Origin of the sequence: Bacteroides sp. ET489 (assembly GCF_030518095.1) — a bacterium.
GTDB classification, from domain to species: Bacteria; Bacteroidota; Bacteroidia; order Bacteroidales; family Bacteroidaceae; genus Bacteroides; species Bacteroides ndongoniae.
On sequence record NZ_JAULLJ010000005.1, the window covers coordinates 1 to 25,198 of the forward strand.

Sequence of the window (25,198 nt, forward strand, 5' to 3'; positions counted from 1 at the left end):
GCTGTTTTTTATGTATAAAGAAGGAGAATTTGGCTTTTTCAGAGCGCAGAACGAATAGCTTCGGCCACAGCCCGGAACTCTTCGTCTGTCAGTTTCAATTTAGGATTGGAAAAAAGCATATCTTTCTCGCTTTGCATAGGAATCAGATGAATGTGCGCATGAGGTACTTCCAGTCCCAGCACAACCATTCCCACCTTCTTGCAAGGGAAAGCCTTACCGATAGCAAGTGCCACTTTCTTGGCAAAAACCTGCATACCAGCCAGATCTTCATCGTTCAAGTCGAAAATGTAGTCCACTTCCTGTTTAGGAACTACCAGCGTATGACCTTTCACCAGCGGATTGATATCGAGAAAAGCAAAATACTTGTCATCTTCCGCTACTTTGTAACAGGGTATCTCACCTGCAATGATTCTACTGAATATTGTTGCCATAACTATAAAGATAAAATAAGGCAAGCCCCATACAGAGACCTGCCTTCCGTTTAAAATGAGATGTTTACTACTTCCAGATTGATGATACCTTGGGGTACTTTGATTTCGGCAACATCGCCCACTTTCTTGCCAAGCAATCCTTGGGCAATCGGTGTATTGACCGAGATCTTTCCTTCCTTCAGGTTGGCTTCGCTTTCCGAAACGATGGTATAAGTCATCTTCATACCATTCTTCACATTCTTCAGTTCTACCTTATTCAATATCTGCACCGTATCGGTTTTCAGTTTGGACTCATCAATGATTTTTGCATCGGCAATCACCATTTTCAGTTTGTTGATTTTGCTTTCGAGCAAACCCTGTGCCTCTTTTGCAGCATCATATTCGGCATTTTCCGACAAGTCACCCTTATCACGGGCTTCCGCAATAGCGGCTACAATCTTAGGACGCTCCACCGATTCCAGTTGTTTCAATTCGGCTAACAATTTGTTGTAGCCTTCTTCTGACATGTAAGCCATACTTTTTTCCTCCTTATTATTTTAATTTATTAATGTTCTTATAAACAAAAAAGAATTCCAACATGGTCATCATGCTGGAACCCTCTTTCCGTATTGTTGGGCAAAGATAATCTTTTAAATCATGCGTGTCAAGTAAAAAGGAGTGCTTTGTAACATATTTAAATGAAATATTCTAATTTATAACAAGTTACAGCAATGCTTTTACTGCCGCTTCCAAGTCTTTTATTGTTTCGCCACGCGCGCTCAACTCATTATTTTTGTTGATCAGGAACAGTGTCGGCACCGTTTTTACATTGTACGAAGCTGCTACTGAAGAGTAAATGCCATTGGCATCGCGTACGCAAATCCACGGCAAATTATCGGCTGTCGTCTTCCAGTAATGTTCGTCGGCATCCAAAGAAACCTGATAGATTTCCAACCCCTGGTCAGCATACTTCTTATACAAGTCAAGCAGCAGATAGTTGTGCGTAGCCGATACGGCAGTCTGATAAATCGTAAAATCCAGAATCACAGCCTTTCCTTTCAGATCGGTCAGTTTGCGCATGTCGCCCTTCATGTCGCGCAGGCTGATATCAATTACACCCGTTTCTTGAATCACCTCCTGAGGAATATCCAAAGCCTTCGGTTGTGATGCATGGGTATTCTTCATACCCTTTATAACGATGTTATACAGATTCTTCGAACGGTCGGCATGAGGATAGAAGTTGTTCAGACTTGTGGCTACAGCAGCAAAACACTTCACATCGTCCTTGTTGTTCAACGGGTCGAAAATCAGGTAATTGTTCAACTTCTGAAATAAAGCAAAATAAGCCGCTGCCGTATTGGGAGCTGCAAAGATATAATTGATCTTCACATCATCCTTATAGTTCTTCAGCAACATGCCCAGACTGTCTTCAAACACATCGACTCCAATCTGATGAGAGCGCATAGCCTGTGCCAAAGCATCTACATCACTCTGCAATTTTGCCTGCTTCAACGTCAGTTCCTTTATTTTCTGGCTGTTGGCCGATCCTTTCACTTCGTAAGTAGTGGCAAAATCGGTAAAAGGTGCATCAATCTGAACCGTCTCGGTCGAATCGATTGAGAAGTTGATCACCTTGTCTTCTACCCGCAGACGATAGAATTCGGGAGACTCGGGACGGGGTTGCTTGAAAGAATAAGTTCCGCTTTCGCCCAACTTTACCGAATCCAGCGGTGTGATACCCTCCAAGGCCGATGCTTCCAGATACAGCATTTTGCCTGCCGCATCAGCAATCTTTCCTTCCACCTCAAATTTCGGTTCCGAATTACATGCCCCCAAACCAGCCGCCACGAGTACGGCTAAAAAGATTTTCTTCATATGCTTCATTCTAATTTTTATTTTTTAAATCCTTGTTTCTGCTGCCGGATAACAGGCGCCGCAACACCAGAACGGTCGTAGAAACCGTGCAAATATACTTCTTTTCGAGTTTAGTCAAAGCATTTTCAACACTTCTTCCGCTTCGAAAAGCAAAAAAACGGCAAAACCCAAACTTTTTATCTCATTCACACCATATTAGAAGAATAAAATATGTATCTTTGCGCGAATTTTGAAAGAAAATTAGATATAAAACATTTTTTATGATTAACCCAATTGTTAAGACGATCGAGATGCCCGATGGAAGAACCATCACTCTCGAAACGGGAAAGCTGGCAAAACAGGCAGACGGTTCTGTAATGCTCCGCATGGGAAACACCATGCTGCTGGCTACTGTTTGTGCCGCAAAAGACGCAGTTCCCGGAACAGATTTTATGCCTTTACAGGTAGAGTACAAAGAGAAATACTCCGCTTTCGGACGTTTCCCCGGAGGTTTCACAAAGCGTGAAGGACGTGCTTCCGACTACGAAATTCTGACTTGCCGCCTTGTAGACCGTGCTCTCCGCCCCTTATTCCCCGACAATTTCCACGCAGAGGTATATGTCAATATCATCCTCTTTTCGGCAGACGGTGTAGACATGCCGGATTCTCTGGCCGGATTAGCCGCTTCAGCCGCTCTTGCCGTTTCAGATATCCCCTTCAACGGTCCTATTTCTGAAGTACGTGTTGCACGTATCGACGGACAGTTCGTTATCAACCCGACTTTCGAACAACTTGAAAAGGCCGATATGGACCTCATGGTAGGTGCCACTTACGAAAACATCATGATGGTGGAAGGCGAAATGAAAGAAGTTTCCGAGCAAGAACTGCTCGCCGCCCTCAAGGCAGCCCACGAAGCTATCAAGATTCAGTGTAAGGCACAGATGGAACTGGCCGAAGAAGTAGGTTCGACTGTAAAACGCGAATATTGCCACGAAGTGAACGACGAAGAACTTCGTCAGGCCGTTCACGACGCTTGCTACGCCAAGGCATACGCCATCGCCAGCGAAGGCAACCGTGACAAGCACGCACGTCAGGACGCTTTCGATGCCATCCGCGAAGAATTCAAAGCACAGTTCACTGAAGAGGAACTCGAAGAAAAAGCTCCGCTCATCGACCGCTACTATCACGATGTCGAGAAAGAGGCTATGCGCCGCTGCATCCTCGACGAAGGCAAGCGTCTGGACGGACGTAAGACAACCGAGATACGCCCCATCTGGTGCGAGGTTGGCTACCTGCCTGGCCCTCACGGATCAGCTATCTTCACCCGTGGTGAAACACAGTCATTGTCTACCGTCACACTGGGTACCAAGCTGGACGAAAAGATTGTAGACGATGTTCTCAACCAAGATAAAGAACGCTTCCTGTTGCACTACAACTTCCCCCCGTTCTCTACCGGTGAAGCTAAAGCACAGCGCGGTGTAGGTCGCCGCGAAATCGGTCACGGTCACTTGGCATGGCGTGCGCTGAAAGGACAAATTCCTGAAGACTATCCGTACGTAGTGCGCGTTGTTTCCGATATCCTCGAATCCAACGGTTCTTCTTCCATGGCTACCGTATGTGCCGGTACATTGGCACTGATGGATGCTGGTGTGAAGATCAAGAAACCTGTTTCAGGTATCGCCATGGGTCTTATCAAGAATCCGGGTGAAGAGAAATATGCCGTTCTGTCCGACATCTTGGGCGACGAAGACCACTTGGGCGATATGGACTTCAAGGTAACCGGAACCAAAGACGGTATCACCGCCACTCAGATGGATATCAAGGTAGACGGTCTGTCGTACGATATTCTGGAAAAAGCCTTGTTGCAGGCTAAAGAAGGTCGCGAATACATTCTGGGCAAACTGACCGAGTGCATCGCCGAACCGCGTGCCGACCTGAAACCGCACGCTCCGCGCATCGAAACAATGACCATTCCGAAAGAATTTATCGGTGCTGTCATTGGCCCGGGCGGAAAGATCATTCAGGGTATGCAGGAAGAAACCGGTGCTACCATCACCATCGAAGAAGTGGACAACGTGGGCCGTATCGAGATTGCCGGCAACAACAAGCAGAGCATCGACGATGCTATCCGCCTGATCAAGGCCATTGTAGCTATCCCCGAAGTAGGCGAAGTATACAAAGGCAAGGTTCGCTCCATCATGCCTTACGGTGCGTTCGTTGAGTTCCTGCCGGGCAAGGACGGTCTGCTCCACATCTCCGAAATCGATTGGAAGCGTCTGGAAACCGTAGAAGAAGCCGGAATCAAGGAAGGCGACGACATCGACGTGAAACTGCTCGAAATCGATCCGAAGACAGGTAAGTTCAAACTGTCTCACAAGGTACTGATTCCGAAGCCCGAAGGCTATACGGAACGTCCCGAAAGACCGAGAAGAGAAAAGAAGTCCAACAACAAAGACTAACGGACGTAATCAATTCTATATATAGCGTAAGAGGGTGCATTGCTACGGCGACGCACCCTCTTCTTTTTTTCAATATGCCCAGTTAGAAACAGGTTAATTAGTTGGCGGCTTATTCGTTAAGATGTTTACAAAATACGTATATTTGCCAGAAAATACACAGAAACCATGATCAAGTTACTCCTGGTAGAAGACGATCCGAACCTGCGCTACGTGGTGCAGTGCGGACTGGAAGACATCATCGGCGGCTATGAAGTACAGACGGCTGCCAACGGCGAAGAAGGACTGAAAGTATGGGAAACGTTCAGACCCGACATCATCATCAGCGACATCGACATGCCCGTGATGGACGGCTTCGAGATGGTACGGCGCATCCGCGAAACCGATGCCGACACGCCTATCCTCTTCGCCTCGGCCCTCACCTCGCCCAAGGACGTGAAGCATGGCTACGAACTGGGCGTGAACAACTACGTGAAAAAGCCCTTCATTGCCGACGAACTGGACGCGCACATGAAGGCTGTGCTGAAGATGACGCAGGGCACACATACCCGCACAGAGACCGGTTTCTGCAAATTCGGATCCTATACCCTGGACACCGAACACGGCACCTTGCGCAACGACCGTACCGGTCAGCGTCAGACACTGACCGCCACCGAAACCAAACTACTACAGATTCTGGCCCAGAACAAGAACGAGACCGTCCGCCGCGAAGCCATCCTAAGCCGCTGCTGGAACACGGAAGACGACTACTTCGCCTCGCGCAGCCTCGACGTCTTCGTCTCCAAGCTCCGCAAGCTTTTCGAAGCCGATGACGATATCGAAATCAAAACTGTCCGTGGTGTGGGGCTGATGCTGGTGACGAAATAAAGAATTACGAAATCATACCTTCATAAATCTCATATTCACTAAAAATATGCTGTTCAATATAAGGAATTATACCGAAATGATACAAAAAGCAATTGCTTGTTTCTGGGACACCCGTAACAGGCAATTGAACAGCCAACTTGATCGAAATAATCGCGACACAGGGAATAGAGGAGCTGTTACTGGAGGAAAACAAATGGACGGATTCGTTGAACTGCTCGCCAAAGTAGCCACAGACATGGGTATCCCGCAAAACTGCATCTATACCAAGCGCAATCAATTACCCGGTTACTTCCGACCGACAAAAGACTGGGATTTCTTGATTGTATCGCCTACTAACAAATTGATTGCAGCTATCGAGTTCAAGTCCCAAGTCGGATCATTCGGAAACAATTTCAATAATCGGACAGAAGAAGCGCTGGGGTCGGCAGTAGATCTATGGACTGCGTTTCGTGAAAATGTTTTTCCCAATCAAAACGCGCCTTGGGTTGGATACCTAATGGCTGTAGAACGTTGCAAGAAATCAACTTCCATTATCAGAGTAACCGAACCGCATTTCAAGGTACTGGAAGAATTCAAGGAAACATCGTATATCGACAGATATGCTATTTTGTGCCGCAAACTGATTCTTGAGCGACATTATACCGCCACGGCCCTACTTTGGACATCAGACTCTTCTACATACGGCGATGTAGCATCAGACATTTCAATAAACAATTTCCTGACTGCCTTCGCCGGGCACCTGCAAGGCGTAGCAAACGAATTTATTGCATAAGATGAGCAAGACCAGACCTACCGGAAAGATACGCGATAATGTATTCACTTCGCCGGACGTCGTGAAATACATGTTGGATTTGTCGGGATATACTCCCGACCGCGATTTGTCATCGGTGAACGTTATAGAGCCTTCCTGCGGAGAAGGCGAGTTCGTCATCGAAATAATCGCACGCCTGATCCGGTCGGCCCATGTATTCGGATTCAATCCTTCCGAAGCAATAAACCGCTGTCTGATATGCTATGACATCGATCAGAAAAACATAGATATCAGCATAAACAGAATACATTCGCATTTTCCCGAAATAAACATAAATGATAATATATTCAGAAACGAAGATTTCCTCATAGCCGATGTAGCGAATACTGACCTGATAATCGGGAACCCGCCCTATGTACGTCACGAACAAATAGCCGTACCTCAAAAAGAATTGTACCGGAAATTATTTCCGACATTCAGATATAGAGCAGACTTATATGTGGCTTTCTTCGAAAAATCACTGCGGAGTTTGCGTCTTGGCGGCAAACACTGTTTTATCTGCTCGAACCGATGGATGAAAAACCAGTATGGACACAATCTGCGTAACCTGATTTCTTCATCTTTCCGCTTGCTGGCAATCGTCAACTTGGAAAAAGTGAATCCTTTTCAGGAGGAAGTTATCGCATATCCTGCCATCAGCCTTATCGAGAACAGCCCCACAAAAGAATCGTTCCAATATATAGAGGTGAACGACTTGAACAATATGCCGCTGCCCGAAGCTACAGCCCTCCACTACCGAATGCCCCGCAATGGCAACTGGAACGAAACCTTCCACACAGCATCCGGCATAAACAAGCTTACCTCCATCGAAGATATGGGATTCAAAATCGGCATAGGAGTAGCCACCGGTGCCGATAAGATATTCATCGGAAAAGACTTGCCTGAATTGATAGAAGAAGAGTTGTTACTCCCCATCCTCACATCCAAAGATATCAGAAACAATCGGCTGTGCTGGAGTGGCAATTATATATTCAATCCGTTCGATGAAAACGGCAAAATAATCGACCTTTATCTGTTTCCTAAAGCCAAAGCCTATTTGGAAGCTCATCAAAAAACGCTGCAAAGCAGGTATGTATCACAAAAAAAGCCATCACACTGGTATCGCACAATCGACCGGATATACAAAGAACTCGTATCGCAACCCAAAATATTGTTACCGGACATTTCGGCAAACAGCCTAATATTGATAGACAACGGACATTACTATCCGCACCACAACCTGTACTACATCACAGGAGGTGATGTCGACAGTCTCAAAATGCTAAGTGCAGTCCTGATGTCCGATTTCATTACATCCCAGTTATCCCAACTGGCCAACCACATGAACGGAGGATATCCGCGCTGGCAGAGCCAATACATCAGAAAACTAAGGGTACCTGACATTCATGCTATAGCACCTTCCGATTCGAAAGCGTTGATATCATCATACGATGCACGAAATTTATCAGAAATAAACACCGTAGTAAACAACATTATCGCATAAAGTAACCAGGAAACATCAAGATCGTTAATGTTAGCACCACCACTCATAGAGAATTAATCATACAAGCTGTTTCTAATTCAAATCTTGCAACGGCAGAGATATAACAAATTCGGTAAATTCGCCTTCAATGCTGTTTACGAATATATTCCCACCGTGTGCCTCCACTACTTGTTGCACGAAGTTCAGCCCCAGACCGAAACCGGAAGCCCCCTGTTTCCGTTTCCGACGTCCGGCGGCACCACGTTCGTATTTGTTGAATATCACTTTCTGATCTTTATCCGAAATGCCTATTCCGTTGTCGTGCACCCTGAGGAAGGTGTGCCTGCCGTTGCACGACGAACTGAGGGTGATCTCTACATTCTCTTTCGAATACTTGACGGCATTGTCTATCAGATTATCCAACACTTCTTCCAAGTATTCCGCATCGGCATATACCTCTGTTGCCTGCAAGTCTTTAATAAAACATATCGGTTTATCCGCTTTGGCAGTAAACTTATCGACTAATTTGTCTATCATAGGAAGCAACTCGATTTTTTCTTTTTGCATGTCCAGTTTATGCTGCTCCAGTTTCGATACTGTCAGAACTTTATTTGTCAGCGTCAACAAATGGTCAACCTCGCCCTCTGCTATCCGAAAGTATTTCTCTCTTTTTTCGGGTTTGTCGTCCAAACGACCGGTATGCAAGAAGTTCAGCGTAGTAAATATGGTACTGAGCGGATTCTTCATGTCGTGGATAAGAGCATAAGAGAAGTCTTCACGGATTTGGGAGATCCTGTTTAATTTCAATATGATCCTAATTTGATAAAAAAGACATCCTATTACAAAAAACATCAAAATTGCAGTTGCAACAATTAGAAGCCCCATACGCTTAAAAACAGATGCTACAGGGTTTGCCAATACAGCTTGTAAAACAACAGATCTATCTAACCGTATAGGAATCCGTTTCGTCTTAATATCCCCCCAGGAAGATTTTGTAGTCCCAATGAACTCTAATATAGAATCATTATCTATTATTTTATCAATACGAATAATCTCTGGCATTTCATTTTCAAGTAATAAATTATTAAAGATAGTTTGTAATCTATATAATGAAACATCCGAACCATATTTTAATGCAGCTTCTTGTAAAAACTCTGTTTGTACTTTAACTTCTCCTTCTAAAGTGGACTCTTGGCTCACAACAATATCTTCTGTTGGATTAAGACTATCTATTCGAATAAAGACTTCTCTATCAATAGCTTCCTTTAAAAGCATATTACTTTCTCGGGCAATATTTTGTTTTATAGCTTGAAAAGACGAATATAACCACGTGAACTGTATAATCAAGATAGACATCAGTCCTAATATTGTAAATATTTTAATATATTTTTTCATAATATCTTTATGCAAAAAGCTAATACAATGTCAACAAATAATCTACGAAGATAAACAAATTTGCACTCATTCGCGCCATTTCGAAAAAAAATATCACTAATCAGGGACAAAAAGAAAAACTTGGCTAATTTTGTATCAGATTCAATAACATAATATTAACGTAATAATAACATTATCAACTATTCGAAAACTTTATTTTCGCAATAAACAATGAAAACAAATCTATAATTGATACCAACCATGAAACATCAAGAAAACATTTTCCGTCCGCTGGCCCTTGCCTTGATAGCATCGGCATTCTTTATCCCTTACGGCTTCATTGGCAGAGCCTTCTTAATTGCCGGTGCGGCTTTCCTACTTGTTTTCTTCAAGAAGAAACTGGTAGCGGAGCTGAACCAGAAAAGTTTCCTCAGCAATCTGCTCGTTTTTGCAGGTATCGTACTGCTTGTCACGGCCGTCTCGTACCTTATTTCGGTGATAAAGTCTTCCTGACTCAGGAGGCAATATGCCCCATGCAGAACAGTTATCTGCATTCCACTGTCCAACCGCCTTTAAACAACTCCTTCAAATAAAGGCGGTACAGACAAGGAGAAATTGCTCAAATATATTGTGATTCGATAATTCGGATTAGATTTATTTGATATTCTCAACCTTTCTCTTTCTTCCCCCCAACTCTCGCCTTCCTACCATGGATTATCGTTCCGCCTTATCCTCCCCTTTCCATAACTCTGGCATTATTTATCAAACATCACATTTTCATTCTCTGTTTTTTCTACCGAATAGTATCAATTTACGACTGCATAATCCATCAAAAAAAACATTTAGTGCAAACCAACACATCAGGTAATTTTTTTTTAAAAAATAATTTCAATATTTTTGTGGTAATAATATAATTAGTTAATTTATAATATTATGTCACAAAACAAAACTGTAGTCCCCGGGATGGAATCCGGAGGAAACTTTGGAAATGAACAGCCCACAGATTTTTATTCAAGGGGCAATAATGGAGGATATTCTACAAAAGGCACTATAGTTCCTGGAATGGAAAGTGTTAATAAACCTAAGGCACACGCTTCCACGTCTTTTGAAGAAAGCATGCACACGCATACTAAGCCTGGCAAACCAGTTTTCGGTTTTCTATATTCTATTTCACGCCAAGGCATAGGTGAATATTGGCCTCTATATTTAGGACAAAACACTATCGGCAGTTCTCCCAAATGTGACATATGTTTGCAAGAAGGTACTGTATCAGGGGAGCATGCCGTGTTAGTCGTTCGTAAAATGAAAAATCCAGAAAAGACGATAGCCTCAATCAGCGATACCCGTTCTACAAATGGAACAATGATAAATGGAGAAAGTCTTGGATTTTCAGCAATGGAATGTTTCAACGGAGATATAATAACAATTGGAGAAAACTACGAATTGGTCATTTTACTGATTGACGTAAAAGCTTTGGGTTTGAAAGTAGCCCCCAACTTCATACCGATCAATAATCCTGGAGAATTCCCAAACAATGAGCCGGATCCCTATTCACCGGGAGGGAACACGCAACCGGGGTATGATGATACAGATTTTCCGCCAAAATTTACAGGAACGACCGGGAACTACAATCCTTATAATTCGGACGGAACTGTAGGAATGGACGGAAGCGGTTCGATTAAGCCCGGTGGTACGGTAGGAATGTAAATACTAAACGGAAACTTTAGTAAATATAACAAGGATGGCAATTATAAGATTACAAAGCGAATACGAAAAACAAAACCACCTTTACTATGAGTTTGACTCTGCAGACAAGCCATTAGGTGAAGGAGGCATGGGAAAGGTATATAAAGGAAAATGTGTAGATGAACGAACCGGCACGTTCAAATTGGTCGCAATCAAATTCATGTTCAGCGATTTGCCGGATCATGTGATTGAAAGAGCACGGCGCGAAGCATCTATCCAACTACGCAATGACAACCTGATAGAAATGCTGGGGTTCATTGAAACGTCAGAAAGGAATGTAATAGGCGAAGTTGTAAAAAGATACCATGTAGTCAGTGAACTATTAGAGGGGGTAATGCTGGACGATCTATTACAAGGGAAAGTTACGGACCAAAACGGAGTTGTCATTCCTTTTGCGGAGAAGTTGTATCGGGATTATCAAAACAATCCTTACCAATTTGCAATAACCATTATAAGAAGTATCTTGTCGGGAGTCATGGCCTTACACGATGCGGGATATATTCATCGCGATATAGACCCTACTAATATCATGATAACCAAAAAAGGACATATCAAACTGATTGATTTTGGTATAGCCAAATACATCAACTCATTGAATACGCACGACAAGGCACTGACCACTGCAGGCGTATTCATGGGAAAACCTTGGTATGCTGCGCCTGAATTAGTATTGGGAGATGTCAAACATCAAAACGTCACTACCGATATTTATGCCATTGGCATCCTCTTCTATCAGCTTTATATGGGAACACGTCCTTTCGAGGGTGCCAACCACGAAGTACTTGACATGCAACTGCACAAACGGATGCCATTGAACACGATACCGAGTAAGAATATACGAGCAATTATAGCAAAGGCCACCAACAAAAAACAAGAGCTCCGTTTCCAAAGCGCAGCTGAATTCAGGGTAGAAATAGACAAACTACCTCCAACTTCGCCTAAAATTATTGGCATAAGTAAATATAATCAAACAAGAAAATGGCTATCAATTGGAGTAGGCTCACTCATTATCATTGCTGCCATAATATGGATAGTAAAAGGGACAAGAGAGGAAGGTACAACAACAGATTTCTCTACCCCAGCAATTGCAACCACTCCCCAAACAGAATATAGCAAAGCTGTCGAAAAATTGAAATCTGCGGAAACGGCTCACGAAGGATTGAAGGAGTTGAATACGCTTATGGAAGAAGGGAATTATGACGCAACCTATTTATTAAGCCGATTAAAATTCGACGGAAAAACAAGAAAAGAATACGACAACGTTCCCGATTCCATTTGGACTTTACAACTAGCTTCGAAAATCAAGGCCAATAGCCAAGAAGCTCATTTGTTACTCCAAAAATCGGTAGAAATCAATCCCAACGACTGCAATTCGCTTTATGCCTTAGGGTTAGATTTCTTAGTAGGCGACAGAATATCCTTAGACCCCAATACACGAGATCTACAAAAATCAAAAAAATACTTAGACCGTGCATTGGAAATCGCGACCAAAGATCAAAATGAGCAGATAATACAGTCTGTAAAGAAGATATACAAAGATTATGCAAAGGAATTCAAGAATTTAGAATAACAGTTTAATAATGCAGACACCAAAACAAAATGTAGTACAACGTCCAGGTGATCCATACATTTATCTATTTGTTATGGGCGAATGGTATTGTTATAATCCATCTGATGAACCGTTGGGAAGTGGAGCAATGGGAACTGTCTATTTAGGATTTCGTTGTAAAAATGGAGAAAAAATAGCGGTTAAACGCGTAAAAGATTGCTTTGCAAACAATAAAATGATTCGTGACCGTGCCAAGCAAGAGGCATCATTAGCATTTCGCCATCAGAATTTGGTAGAAATGATAGGCTATTGCGAATACGGGCCGAATAGTGGACCGGTATTTATCCTTAGCAAATTCGTTGCCGGAATGCAAATAGACACCTATGTAAAACAATATCTAACAGACGCTACGGACAAAGTTGATAAAATTTGCCATGTCATATACCCTATCTTGGACGCATTAGACTACGTACATTCACGTGGAGTTGTTCATCGTGACATCAAGCCTTCAAACATTATGATAGAAAACGAATCAAATATCCGTCTGATGGATTTGGGAATTGCGAGAATGAATGGAGGCAATCAATTTTCAGCCTTTGGATTCATTGGTACGCCCCAATATTCGGCACCTGAACAAATCACCCGCGACAAAAACAGCAGCACAATGATTAACGCAGCAACAGATATTTATGAATTGGGAGTAACATTTTATGAATTGCTGACAGGAGTCAACCCATTCGATGCGCCAACTGAAGCTGAAACCCTTTCCAAGCAAATGAAAGAGGCATTGCCTTACAATGACAAAATCCCCAAGAGACTGATGCAGGTCATCTGGAAAGCGACCGAAAAGGACCAATCCAAACGCTATCAAAATGCTACTGAATTCAAAACAGCCATCAAACAAGCGATGATGCCTCCCGCATCCACTACGACACAATTGCAAGATTGGCTCGAACGCAACCAAAATATCTGTATTGGAGGTATTGCCGGCTTGGCTGTTATCATCATATTATTATTAATATTCATTCTATAAACAATGGAATTAGTACAATTGAAAACCGAATCTCCACTTATCACTGGATTTGCCGAGTCAAGGATAGGAGGAAGAGCTGAAAACCAGGATTCGTTTTCTTGGGCAGACACCCCAAGAGGATTCCTTGTGACAGTATGCGACGGCATGGGAGGGGGTCCCGGAGGAAAAACCGCATCCAGTATTGCCGTAAAGGAGATCATAGCAGGAGTGCAAGAAGCCGACCAGCAAGAAAAAGTCTCCAACATCTTAATTAAAGCTATCCGACGAGCAAATATGGCCATTATCGCAGCAGGCAACGAACAACCCATGCTGCAAGGGATGGGATCTACTTGTACCGTTCTGTTGATAAACTCACAATCGGCCACCATTGCGCATGTAGGTGACAGCCGTGTTTATCAGCTAAGAGGACACAAGAAAATATTCCGCACATTCGACCACTCGATGGTTTTTGATTTAGTAAAGCAGAAAGTCATCACAGAAGAACAAGCACGGCTGTCTGCTCAATCCAACGTCATAACGCGCGCATTAGGAATCAAACTGGATGTGGAGGTAGAAGTAGTAGAAAGGCCTTACGAAGTTGGCGACCGTTTCCTGCTATGTACCGACGGGATACATGGAGCCATGGAGGAAAAGCAGATTATCAAACTGGCAACCAACCGCAAATTAGTGTTGGCCAATGTAGTCGATAACATGGCAACGGAAATAGACAACATTGGACACTCTAGTGGTGGAGGACATGATAATCTGACATTAGCAATCGTAGAAACAAAGTTAAACTCTATACAGAAAGAAAAAATGAGTAAAAGAATCAAGCAAATATTAGCACTGATTGGCATGGTATGTGTCATAAGTCTCATAGCAAATATATACTTGTCTGTCAGCATGTCAGGCTATAACGAAAAAGAACTTGTTAGAAGCAACAAAGCATTAGAGAATCGGGTTGATTCTATTACAAAAGTAGCTAATAAGTTAACAAAAGATACAACAAAGTTCAGAAACGTCCTTCGGGAAATCGAATTGCAACTAAAAGACGAGAACGCTTCCAATCTCAAGGAAAATATCGAAGTGATATTGAAAAAGAAATTAAAAGACTAAAGTAGCAGGAGGAGATTATCATGAAAGCATTATCTATAGGAAGAGACCAGAACTGCGACATTGTGATTAACGACAGTACGGATGTAATAAGCAGAAGACATGCAGTGCTCACCATTTCCTCTTCAGGGAAAATCACTATCATGGATCAAAGCCGGAACGGCACCTATGTGAACGGCATCCGAATTTCGCCTAACGTACCAGTTCCTGTCAGCAAGAAGGACATCATCTCTTTCGCCCATATAGCTAAACTTGACTGGAATGCCGTACCTGCCACAACCAATCAGCCTATGCGATACATCCTAATAGGGATTATTACGGTAGTGGTTGCGGTATGCGCATGGCTGGGTTATACCTATTACACCCCGGATTCTACCCCCACCAATAAAGGAAGTCAACCTACCATAGAAGTCCAAAAGGATTCCACAGATATGAAGAAAGAAGAAACTGCTAAAAAAGACTCAACTGATAAAGCCAAAGAAAAAGAACAGGGAAAGAAAAAAACTGAATTAATCAATCCTGACAAACCCAACAAAAAAAAGGGAGAAAAGGATAAAAAAAAGAATGAAGACAAGAATGAAAACAAATCGAAATCAGATTCCACAAAGAATGACAGACCGATTGGATAATTAAAAAACGATACGATTATGAGATTATTAAAGATAGGAAGAGACGCAGCTTGCGATATAACTTTGCATAGCGACAAAGTAAGTTCCCTCCATGCAGAAATCACCATTCTAAACAACGGTGACATCTTGCTGGAAGACAAAAACAGCCGAAACGGTACATTCCTCATGAACAAACCGATTAAACCCGGTGTGGCTATTTCTGTCCGTCGGGGAGACGCTATCCGATTTGGCGACGTGGAGTTGATGTGGAACCAGATACCTATGCCCGAGAATAACAGCAACTTTAAAGCGATGTACGGCATCGGTACCAATTTCCGGAACGAAATTCAGATTTCCGGTAACACAGTCAGCCGCTACCATGCGACATTAAAGATAGGCAAGGATGGAAAGCCCTACCTCCAAGACCATAGCAAGAACGGAACAACGGTAAATGGAAACAAAATAACCCCCGGGCAGAATATCCGCATCAAACGTAAGGATGTAGTAGTATGCGGTGGCGTTCCAGTAGATATAAAGTCTTATATTCCACCATCCCCGTTTAAATCCATTGCCGGCTTTCTGGCCGTGGCGGTAATTCTTGTCGGCATAGTATTTGGAGTTATGCAGTTTATCAAGCCCAATCTCAAACCTAAAGATTACATCCCGGCTGTTGCCTATGTACATGGTTACTATCATTACAATGTAAAGATTGTAAATGATCCTTTCATTCAGATAATGAAAGAATATAAAGTATCTGATTATCCGGAAATATTTAGCGTAGGAACAGATTCAGAAGGGAATTATGGCATAATCGGAAATGATTATTCACCAATGGGATATTCAGGTACCGCTTTCTTTATTTCGGAAGATGGCAAAATGATAACCAACAGACATGTGGCATGCCCGTGGGAATACATTTCCCAAGATGAAAAGACGCAAATTGAACTGCAAATTAAACTTCTTAGAGATATGTGGTTACCCATCAATTCATTAAGAACAGATAGCGAAATTGATCGTTTTAACAGATCTTCTTTCTTACTGAAGCCATGGCTAATTGATTTGTACCAGAAAGGAGTTTCGTTAAAAGTGTTGAGTTCATTGATATCGACATACAAAGAATCACCAATCGAAATTACCGGAGCACATGACTACATTGCTGTAGGATATTCCAACCATTTTTACAATTCAATGGATGAATTTGATCGGTGCACAGTAATTAATGAAACTGAGGATGAGAAAATAGATTTAGCTGTCATGCAGCTCAACAGCAAACAGACACCAGCTACGATCAAAAATATCATTGACATATCAAAAGCCATAACAGACAGCAAAAAGGTCGAACCGTTGGAAGAAGTTTATTATTATATTGGCTATCCCGCCGGTACAGGACTAAATCTCAACAACAAAGATGGCGGATTGAAACCTCTGCTGAATGAGGTAAAAGCCAGCAAAACACCAGGAAAGTATGAAGTTGATTTACAAGGCGAAGTCATTGGCGGAGCTAGCGGTTCACCTATATTGGATAAAAAAGGCCGTTTGGTAGGAGTTATAAACAAATCTATTAACAATACAACAATGTCAAAAGGCGTATTAGCCAAATATGTGAAAGAACTATTGGAAAAGACAGATAAGTTAGAACAATAATGAGAAAGACCTTATTTATATGTTGGGCATTTTCCTGGATGTGCTGTTTGACACAAGCTCAAACAGCACTCTGGTCCACTACTCCTCAATACGAATCGCTGGAGGAGTATGGTAATCTGTATAAAATCAGAAAGCAGGGCAAAGTCGGTCTGGCCGATATCACAGGAAAAGAACTGATACCTGCCGAGTATGACTCGATAACGCCCTTCTACGGATATTTTGCATTGGCATTACAATACGAAAAAGAAAAATATGTAGTAAAGGGTATTATCAGCCAAAAAACGTATGAAAAAATCGATGTTACAGGCCAATATTATATCACCGAAAAATATCCATTCTTTTTAGAAAACAAACTGGTCATCTTTGATGCCAACAATAAATATGGCTATCTGCAAACAGACGGAACTTTGTTCAAAGAATGCCAGTACTACAGAACCTATCCTTTCTATGAAGGATTGGCATGTGTTTATAAAAAGAAAGGAGAAATTGCATATTTACGCGAAAACGGGACGGAACTGTCTACGCAATTGGAGACAGAAGGATATATCCTGGTCAGTGGGACTTCATTCAACGAAAAAGGGGAAGCTTTCGTACAAGGCAAGTCTGTAGGGGTGAAACGGTGTATCATAAATACATCCGGCAGAATCCTTCGAGAAGCCAAACAGGCTGGAAACGGAAAACTAAAGAACTATGAGTTCCGCACTTCCACAAGTGCTAATGAAACAATGCAATCGACACCCGTTTCCAACGATGCCATTCAAGTATTTTCAGACAAGAATGGGAAAGGTTATAGAACCCAAGATGGAGTAATGGTCTTACCGGCTCAATTTTCAGAAGCAGCCCCGTTCAGAGAGGGATATGCCAAAGTAAAACTAAACGGGAAATACGGAGTACTGAAACTCGTCAACAATTCTATCATAGCCAATATAGATAAATCGGTTGTCAATATAAAGGACGGAAAAAGCGAAAAGGTCAGCTACACCCTTTCAATTCCAAACGAATACGCAAGTAAAGAATTTGCATTATCAGTATATAAAGGGCAGGGAACCGGAGATAAAATGGATATTTCCACAGCTGTTTCAGAAAACGGCCGAAGAGGTTACACATTCATCCCGTCACCTAAAAACAAAGAAGAGAAGGAGGATTCATATCTATTTGAATTACGCGCTGATGGGCTACTTCTGTGTGAAGACGTACGAAACGTAAAGTTCAACTATATCGTTTCTGCACCCCTTGTTTTGACTGAACCACAGACAACAGAAGATATTGTAATAGACGAATTCGGTTATGCACGGGCGAACAGCAATAACGAAATCACTATATATGCGGTTCTTACAAACAGATCGTTCGAAACTTTGAATACAACTGTTACCTTCGAAGGAAACGGCATAGAAATAGTAACTAAACAAGTATCTGTTCCTCCTGAGAGTAGTATCAGAGTCTCCACTGCTATTCGCAATATTACAGAGCGTAAATCAGTTGAGATATTTGTCAAAACATCCGATGGAATAAGTAAGAATAAACAAATCAAAGTCAAACCATTTATTTAATTTTAACAAGCATAAGTATGAGAAAGATTTTCTTATTTTTATTCATGGCCGTATTTACGCTTACCGTATCGGCACAGGAAGAGGAGGAATTTGCCACAACAATAGTAGATTCCCCATATCGCATCTATTTAGGACCTAAGGCAGGAGTAAACTTTGCTTCTATGACAGGACTGTCAGACGAGTTTGGATTAAATCCGAAAAGCGGAATAGGATTTCAAGGCGGATTGGCTGCCGGTATTCATTTTGGACGCCGTACGCCCAAGGCAGAAGGCGGTACAGGACGATTCGGTATACAACTGGAAGCAATGTACTCTCAACGAACCATTAAAACTGATTATGAAAATCTGAAATTGTCCTATTTTGAAGTGCCTATTTTGGCTCAGTATTTTGTCATGCCGGAACTGAGCATCGAACTTGGCCCTACCATCTGCGGCACATTGAACAGTTCTCCTGAGAAGATTCAAAGTGGAAACATTGTAATACAAACAGAGGAAATAAAAGGTTATGACGTAATGCTCACTGCCGGAATAGGATATAAGAGTAAAAATGGATTTACAGCAAGTGCACGGTATAATTTAGGCATGAGCGAACTTGCCGGGAATTTTAATGGAAAAGTCAGCACGGTTACCGTATCAGTAGGCTGGCTGTTCAATCTTATAAAATAACGATAATAGCAAATTGTATGAAAAAAAATCTATTTGGGGCATTTGCCCTCATCATGGCGTTTATTACTTCATGTACGAATGACGATATTACTATCAGTCACACAACTAATTTCAAAATCAATCCATCCACAGTTATCGCTCCATTCACGTGGGAATGGCAAGCTGGAGATTTGGAATCGTTCGATACAGACTATCAGTTAAGAATTCGCTTGCTAATTTATGGAACTGATGGCATTCTTGTAAAAGAAGATACACAATATTTCACTAACTATTCTGTCATTATGAATTCTGGTATCGCATTGCCTCAAGGTTCATATACCGCTATTGCCATTACCGACATTATAGGAAAAGCATCAGGCACTGTTTCTGAATATTGGACATTAAGCGACCACCAGAGATTGGCCGACACTTATATTAATGATGCCGGATATATTGGAGGAAAGAACAAAATTCTTGGCATCTCCAAACAAGATTTTTCTGTCGACGGAACATCACAGCCAGACATTACAATAAACGTACAGCCTACCGGTGCCATTTATTTTATCTGGTATCAAAATATACATACATTTCCGGATGTAGTTACTATAGGCTTGGAAACCTCAAAAATAGCTGAACAATGTGTATTCAACATGGATGGCAGCTATTCAATCACGGCTCAAAACAACAACGGAAGTTTTGACTGGTGGATTGATTTTATTGATGTAACAGACTATCCCTCCTCAAGTGGCGTATATGGATATTACTATATTCTGCCTGTTTCCAACCAAAATCTAAGATTTACCTGTTTAACAGAAAATGAGCAGATCGACCTTTCGAGTATTATGACCATTACTCCACAAGCAGGAGATGAATGGGCTTTCATTCTTAACCTGAAAGATGAAGAAAGTGGCAAAATCACTGCTGAATACGGAAAGGTAAACGGCAGTGATACCAGAAGTTTAAGCATACCCCATATAAATACCTTAGAAGAAGTTTATACTCCAGCTAAAGGAAATAAGTTGTATCTGAAAGATATCAAATAATCCTTTCTAATAATAAGGTATGATAAAAAGACTTTTCTTTGGACTATGCCTGATATTTTTATGCAGTTGTTCATCCGACAATGATAATCCATTGTCGGATGAACTTGTGGACAATCCAGTGATTGGAGTTTACGATGAAGAAAACAGGTGGATTTACGGCCAAATGAATCACTATTACTTATGGAGAGAACAACTACCAGATTCTTTGGCATGTGATTATACCACAGACCCTGTAACATTCTACAAAACTCTGTTATCTCCCGAAGATCGTTTTTCATATTGCAAGCGAAACACAGATTACACCGGAAATATAGAAAAAACGGATTATGGTTTTGCTTACCAGGAGTATCAGACTGGAGACAATAAGCGATTTCTTCAAGTTTTGTATGTCACTTCCAAAGAACTTAAGCAGACACTTTCCAGAGGAGAATGGTTACGTGAAATTCAAACGCAAGAAGAAGTTCTAACATTTGAAAAAGGAACGTGGATCGAAGGTAAGTTTCATCCTGAAGGATGCATTTCGATAAATACTAAAAAATGGGATAGCTATCAGAATACTGTCTATATAGATTCAATTTATACCATAAATAACCGTAAAGTGGGGTATTTATGTTATTTAGAATTCAATGCTGTTGCTGACTTAGAAAACAGCATGCGAAAATTCTACGAAAACTCTATTGAAGAATTAGTTTTAGACCTGCGCTATAACCCCGGAGGATATGTCCGCACTTGTTGTTACTTATGCAACTCTATCATACCAGAAAATGGTTATGGACAAATATTCCAACAATGCAGCTATAACGACCGTGTTACAGCAGAATATAAAGAGACAACTGGAAAAGGATTAACCATAGAATATTATGAAACACCCAATAATGGACAAAGTTCATATATAGGGAGCTCTATGTATGGGCTGAAACTTAAAAGGATTTATATTCTAACTTCCTCATACACAGCATCTGCCAGCGAAGCCACTATCATCTGTCTCAAGCCATATATGGATGTCGTATTGATTGGCGAACAAACTTATGGAAAAGGAGTAGGCTCATGGACTATCAGCGATAAGAAATATAAATATGAACTGCAACCTATTATATTCAGATACCATAATGCTATGATGGAAACAACTCCTGATAAAGGAATTCCTGTCGATAAGATAATCCCTGGCGGATATGAAACAACCAAAATGGAATTGGGTGACATAAACGAGCCATTGCTTTCTGCTGCGTTTAGCCACATCAGAACAGGAGATTTTTCAGACAACACTTTGAACAAAGAACAAATCCAGACAAAAAATGTAGGATTATCACCGATAGGTTTCCCCTCATTTTTTAAAAATAAATAATAGTAAAAATATATCATCATGAAATTAAAACATTTACTTCTTATTACTTTTTGCTTGCTGAGCTATAGCTCAATACACGCAACTATCGTGCAGACAATGGTGTTAAAAAACGGATCTGAGTTGGAAGGCTATATCTCCACGCAAAGACCCGGAAAGGATTTCACTTTCATTGCTCAAAAAGCAGTAGTCTATGTAACAGGTGTCAGTTCATGCAGAGATAATGAAATAAACATCAAAAAACTGTCACCTGAATGGGTAGAATGGGCACAAAAAAACGATGCGTTCGAAGGAGTAGGCGATAATCGCATTTTGGTTTTAAGTGATATCTACATGGACGGAAAAGTCATAAATCAGGTACGTGTGTTGGAAAAAGGAGCCAAAGTCAAATACCTTGCTTTGGGAAATAATTCATTCTCCCTCAACTGGGATACGATTGCCGTAGTAAAAGCAGAGAAACGTCCCAAAACAGCTTTGAGCGGCATCAATAGGGTATACAAACTGGACAATGGACAGGAAATTGAAGGGCAATACGTAGAAGAAGTACCAGGAAAAACGCTCAGCCTATACAGAGATAATGGAGTGGTTGAGGTATTCGAGACCAATAAAGTCGTAAAATATTCCATGAAAAAAATCAACCCGAACCAAGATTTGTTTGAACAAAGTAAGTTGATTGACGTTGTTCGGTTGAAAAACAATGAAACCTATCGGGGAATCATCATTGAGCAGAATTTCAACTCCAAAGACGCTATAGGGGACTATCTACTGATACAAACAGAGAATGGAGAAACAAAAAGCGTACAGTTGGCCGAAGTAACAGAATATGGAAAAGAAGTCAACCCTAAATATAAACCTCTCTTCGATATCCTTTTAAGACCAGGCGAATTAGTTATCAACCGACAGGCAACTCATGAAGTCAAAGTAAGTGAAGAGGGAAGTTATATCATTATCCAGCCCTGTGATTCTTGCATGAATTTGATTAAATCAAAAGAATCTGTCACCAAAATAAGCATAGAAACACGTTTTGAAAACGACACACAGGACGAAGCGATAGAAATAGTAAAAATCAAAGAAATACCAATTGACAAAAAAAAGAAAAATATTATATGGGGATTCACATATAAGGACATAGTAAAATCAAATATCCGACCGGTGAAAGTACAAACCAGTATAAACAGTACCTACAAATCCGATTACGAGTTTAGCGATAAAGGCATCTACGCAATATACAATGCTAAAAAAAAATCCGTCATACTATTTAAAATAATGTAACATATGATACCACGGGAAGTAACAGTCGGCAGGGCTTCCGACTGCGACATACTTTATAGCCCTAATCAAGTTTATGTCAGCAACAAACATGCCTTGATTTACAGCAATGGAGAGGGATTGTTCTATAAAGACATGAGCAGCAATGGCACCGTAATCAACGGTAACATGGTTCATCACCGGACGGTACCGATAAAAATAGGCGATTCAATCTTGATAGCAAACAAGTACCCCTTAACTTGGGACAAGATTCTGATGTATTTTCCACAAGTAAAACAACCTACCAAAATCTACCCGTCATCGCCAGGAAGTACAGGTACTATCATAAATCCTCAGACTAATGTTATCAAACAGGATGAAAAGAATACCATGAAAATTGAATTAGAAATCAACAAATTCAATTGGGGAGCTTTTTTCCTTTATCCGTTATGGGGATTTGCTAACGGCATGTGGTGGACTTTCCTTATCGCCATGTTCTGTTGGTGGACATTCTTAATACCTAACATAATCTTCGGCATTAAAGGTTCAAAATGGGCATGGGAAAACAAAAAATGGCGTGATATAAACCATTTCATAACAGTACAAGACAGTTGGAAGAAATGGGGAATAGGAGTATTTCTTGCTAACATTTTTTTGACCTTGATATATTTCATCATTCTATCTGCTTTATTCATGTAAAAAATGTATAGAACACAGCCAGATTCCTCTTTACTATGCCAAAGAGAAATCTGGCACTTCCAATCTTTATCTTTCTTCCTCTTAACACCAACTTTCTTCTTCCTGTCATGGGTTTCTCCGACTAATCACTCTCCCCGTGTCCCCGACATTGTTCATCAAACATCACAACAAACCACACCACATCCAAAGCTTGTGAAAGACGTTTCACGCTCCCCACACCCCATTCGGAACAAAGTTTCGAGAATCTTCCGTCACGCCTTCACCTGGAATATAAACTTCTAATCAAAAGCCTCTTACGGTGAAACATAACGTTTCACCACATCTTTCACGTCTGTTGAAAGCTGGAAAGAAGTTTCGCAGCAACTCACTGACACACAACCGATTGCGTTGAAACTTCACCTTGAGAAACCTGAAACACGCTGTTCTCGGAGCATTCGGCATGGAAATGGCAGGCGGCTTCACCAAAGAATGAAAAATATTTCCAAATCGGAAGAGAAAAAGAACGGTCAGGAGAGGAAACAAACGTCGGCAAGAATATCCTTTGAACGACACTTGCACGGCTCGCGAGCCGTACAAGTGTTGCTCGCGAGCCGTGCAAGTGATTGATAAATGGAATGCAAGTGTCTCTCAGCCGGTCCAATCGTCAGCGATATTCCTGCACCGGCAATTCTCCCCGCAACGCGCCCAGCGCATTCAAGGCCAGCGCCTCCATTTCGTCCTCGCCCGGATAGATGTGCACAGGTGCCAGGAAAGACACCCGCTCGCACAGGCGCGAGGTGATGTACTCCGAATGCGCCATGCCGCCCGTCAGCAGAATGGCATCGACTTTGCCGTAGAGCACTACTGCCGCACCGCCTATCTCCTTGGCTATCTGATAGATCATGGCGTTCAGTATCAACTCGGCATGACGGTCGCCTTCGGCAATGCGCTTCTCAATGGCCGGGATGTCCGTAGTGCCCAGGTGGGCGGCCAGTCCGGCTTTTCCCGAAATGCGCTTCTTCAGTTCCTCGGTGGTGTAACGTCCCGAGTGGCAGAGGTCTATCAGTTGGCCGGCAGGAAGCGTGCCTGCACGTTCGGGCGAGAAAGGTCCCGAGCCGTCGAGCGCGTTGGGCACGTCGATGGCACGCCCGTGACGGTGTACTCCGACGGAAATGCCGCCTCCCAGGTGGCAGACAATCAGATTGAGGTCTTCGTAACGAACGGGATGTTCGGGGTGGAGCGCCGTACACTCGGCAGCATAGCGCCTGGCAATGGCCCGCTGGTTCAGTGCATGCCATATCACCACACGAGGCATCTGGGGCGAACCGGTGATGCGGGCTATTTCTTCAAGCTCGTCCACCACGCCGGGGTCGGCAATGAACGCGCGGCAGCCGGGGAGCATCACGGCCAGTTCGTGCGCTATCAGGCAGCCCAGGTTGCAGGCATGGCTGCGCATGGCATGGGCAATGTCGTCGAGCATGGCATCGTTCACCTCGTACACGCCGCCGGGAATGGGCTTCAGCAATCCGCCCCGACCCACGATGGCATCGAACTCGAAGGGGATGCCGTCGGCCTTCAGCTCTTCGAGCACCAGATTCTTGCGGAACTCGAACTGATCGATGATGCGGGGAAATGCGGACAAATCGTCCACCGAATGCCGGATGCTGCGCACTAAACGGGGGACGTTATCTTCGTAAACGGCAATCTTCGTCGAAGTAGAGCCGGGGTTGATGACTAATATCTTCATGGAAATGGTGAATGATGAATGATAAATAGTGAATGGTTAA

The 25,198-nt window shown here is 42.3% G+C and carries 22 protein-coding genes; 17 read left to right on the forward strand and 5 right to left on the reverse strand.

What is annotated here, in order from left to right:
- Positions 1 to 38: 38 nt before the first annotated feature.
- The 3 genes from Q3C19_RS03875 to Q3C19_RS03885 all read right to left on the reverse strand — a co-directional run bounded on the left by Q3C19_RS03875 (position 39) and on the right by Q3C19_RS03885 (position 2,285).
- Positions 39 to 431 (reverse strand): HIT family protein, encoded by a 393-nt coding sequence (locus tag Q3C19_RS03875; protein WP_302727356.1) that lies wholly within the window; start codon positions 429 to 431, stop codon positions 39 to 41.
- 50 nt (positions 432 to 481) lie between these two features.
- On the reverse strand, positions 482 to 946 hold the full coding sequence (gene greA / locus Q3C19_RS03880; RefSeq protein WP_071148009.1) for a transcription elongation factor GreA: 465 nt from the start codon (positions 944 to 946) through the stop codon (positions 482 to 484).
- A gap of 187 nt (positions 947 to 1,133) precedes the next feature.
- A complete protein-coding gene (locus Q3C19_RS03885; RefSeq protein WP_287641758.1) occupies positions 1,134 to 2,285 on the reverse strand; it encodes a thioredoxin-like domain-containing protein in 1,152 nt (383 codons plus the stop codon).
- Positions 2,286 to 2,545: 260 nt separating this feature from the next.
- Between Q3C19_RS03885 and pnp the strand changes: the two genes are divergently transcribed.
- The 4 genes from pnp to Q3C19_RS03905 all read left to right on the forward strand — a co-directional run bounded on the left by pnp (position 2,546) and on the right by Q3C19_RS03905 (position 7,881).
- Positions 2,546 to 4,723: a polyribonucleotide nucleotidyltransferase gene (gene pnp, locus Q3C19_RS03890; protein ID WP_022161589.1), complete on the forward strand. Its 2,178-nt coding sequence runs from the start codon at positions 2,546 to 2,548 to the stop codon at positions 4,721 to 4,723.
- 165 nt (positions 4,724 to 4,888) lie between these two features.
- Positions 4,889 to 5,587, forward strand: coding sequence for a response regulator transcription factor (locus Q3C19_RS03895; RefSeq protein ID WP_022161590.1), 699 nt, complete (start codon positions 4,889 to 4,891; stop codon positions 5,585 to 5,587).
- 76 nt (positions 5,588 to 5,663) lie between these two features.
- Positions 5,664 to 6,359, forward strand: a complete 696-nt coding sequence (locus Q3C19_RS03900; RefSeq protein ID WP_302727362.1) for a PaeR7I family type II restriction endonuclease — start codon at positions 5,664 to 5,666, stop codon at positions 6,357 to 6,359.
- 1 nt (position 6,360) lies between these two features.
- The gene (locus tag Q3C19_RS03905) at positions 6,361 to 7,881 is read left to right on the forward strand and encodes an Eco57I restriction-modification methylase domain-containing protein (RefSeq protein WP_302727364.1); all 1,521 of its coding nucleotides are present in this window, start codon (positions 6,361 to 6,363) and stop codon (positions 7,879 to 7,881) included.
- A 72-nt stretch (positions 7,882 to 7,953) separates the two neighbouring features.
- Here Q3C19_RS03905 and Q3C19_RS03910 read toward each other — a convergent pair whose 3' ends face one another.
- Positions 7,954 to 9,255, reverse strand: a complete 1,302-nt coding sequence (locus tag Q3C19_RS03910) for a sensor histidine kinase KdpD (RefSeq protein WP_302727366.1) — start codon at positions 9,253 to 9,255, stop codon at positions 7,954 to 7,956.
- A gap of 240 nt (positions 9,256 to 9,495) precedes the next feature.
- On the opposite strand from Q3C19_RS03910, the gene Q3C19_RS03915 reads away from it, so the two are divergent.
- From Q3C19_RS03915 to Q3C19_RS03975, 13 genes are all read left to right on the forward strand, one after another.
- Entirely contained in the window at positions 9,496 to 9,747 is a 252-nt protein-coding gene (locus tag Q3C19_RS03915) for a hypothetical protein (protein ID WP_302727368.1), read from the forward strand.
- A 420-nt stretch (positions 9,748 to 10,167) separates the two neighbouring features.
- Positions 10,168 to 10,941, forward strand: coding sequence for an FHA domain-containing protein (locus tag Q3C19_RS03920; RefSeq protein WP_302727370.1), 774 nt, complete (start codon positions 10,168 to 10,170; stop codon positions 10,939 to 10,941).
- Positions 10,942 to 10,975: 34 nt separating this feature from the next.
- Complete coding sequence (locus tag Q3C19_RS03925) at positions 10,976 to 12,550, forward strand: serine/threonine-protein kinase (protein WP_302727372.1); 1,575 nt, start codon at positions 10,976 to 10,978, stop codon at positions 12,548 to 12,550.
- A gap of 10 nt (positions 12,551 to 12,560) precedes the next feature.
- Entirely contained in the window at positions 12,561 to 13,562 is a 1,002-nt protein-coding gene (locus Q3C19_RS03930; RefSeq protein ID WP_302727374.1) for a serine/threonine-protein kinase, read from the forward strand.
- Between the two features lie 3 nt (positions 13,563 to 13,565).
- Complete coding sequence (locus Q3C19_RS03935; RefSeq protein WP_302727376.1) at positions 13,566 to 14,657, forward strand: PP2C family serine/threonine-protein phosphatase; 1,092 nt, start codon at positions 13,566 to 13,568, stop codon at positions 14,655 to 14,657.
- Positions 14,658 to 14,677: 20 nt separating this feature from the next.
- Positions 14,678 to 15,283 (forward strand): FHA domain-containing protein, encoded by a 606-nt coding sequence (locus tag Q3C19_RS03940; RefSeq protein ID WP_302727378.1) that lies wholly within the window; start codon positions 14,678 to 14,680, stop codon positions 15,281 to 15,283.
- An 18-nt stretch (positions 15,284 to 15,301) separates the two neighbouring features.
- Positions 15,302 to 16,906 (forward strand): FHA domain-containing protein, encoded by a 1,605-nt coding sequence (locus Q3C19_RS03945; RefSeq protein ID WP_302727380.1) that lies wholly within the window; start codon positions 15,302 to 15,304, stop codon positions 16,904 to 16,906.
- Entirely contained in the window at positions 16,906 to 18,456 is a 1,551-nt protein-coding gene (locus Q3C19_RS03950; protein WP_302727382.1) for a WG repeat-containing protein, read from the forward strand. The genes Q3C19_RS03945 and Q3C19_RS03950 overlap by 1 nt, the downstream gene beginning before the upstream one ends.
- 17 nt (positions 18,457 to 18,473) lie before the next feature.
- Entirely contained in the window at positions 18,474 to 19,121 is a 648-nt protein-coding gene (locus Q3C19_RS03955) for a porin family protein (RefSeq protein WP_302727384.1), read from the forward strand.
- Positions 19,122 to 19,138: 17 nt separating this feature from the next.
- The gene (locus tag Q3C19_RS03960; RefSeq protein WP_302727386.1) at positions 19,139 to 20,143 is read left to right on the forward strand and encodes a hypothetical protein; all 1,005 of its coding nucleotides are present in this window, start codon (positions 19,139 to 19,141) and stop codon (positions 20,141 to 20,143) included.
- Between the two features lie 19 nt (positions 20,144 to 20,162).
- On the forward strand, positions 20,163 to 21,488 hold the full coding sequence (locus Q3C19_RS03965; RefSeq protein WP_302727388.1) for a S41 family peptidase: 1,326 nt from the start codon (positions 20,163 to 20,165) through the stop codon (positions 21,486 to 21,488).
- A gap of 18 nt (positions 21,489 to 21,506) precedes the next feature.
- On the forward strand, positions 21,507 to 22,757 hold the full coding sequence (locus Q3C19_RS03970) for a hypothetical protein (RefSeq protein WP_302727390.1): 1,251 nt from the start codon (positions 21,507 to 21,509) through the stop codon (positions 22,755 to 22,757).
- A 3-nt stretch (positions 22,758 to 22,760) separates the two neighbouring features.
- Positions 22,761 to 23,432, forward strand: a complete 672-nt coding sequence (locus Q3C19_RS03975) for an FHA domain-containing protein (RefSeq protein ID WP_302727392.1) — start codon at positions 22,761 to 22,763, stop codon at positions 23,430 to 23,432.
- A 643-nt stretch (positions 23,433 to 24,075) separates the two neighbouring features.
- Here Q3C19_RS03975 and buk read toward each other — a convergent pair.
- Complete coding sequence (buk, locus tag Q3C19_RS03980; protein ID WP_287641753.1) at positions 24,076 to 25,158, reverse strand: butyrate kinase; 1,083 nt, start codon at positions 25,156 to 25,158, stop codon at positions 24,076 to 24,078.
- Between the last annotated feature and the right edge of the window lie 40 nt (positions 25,159 to 25,198).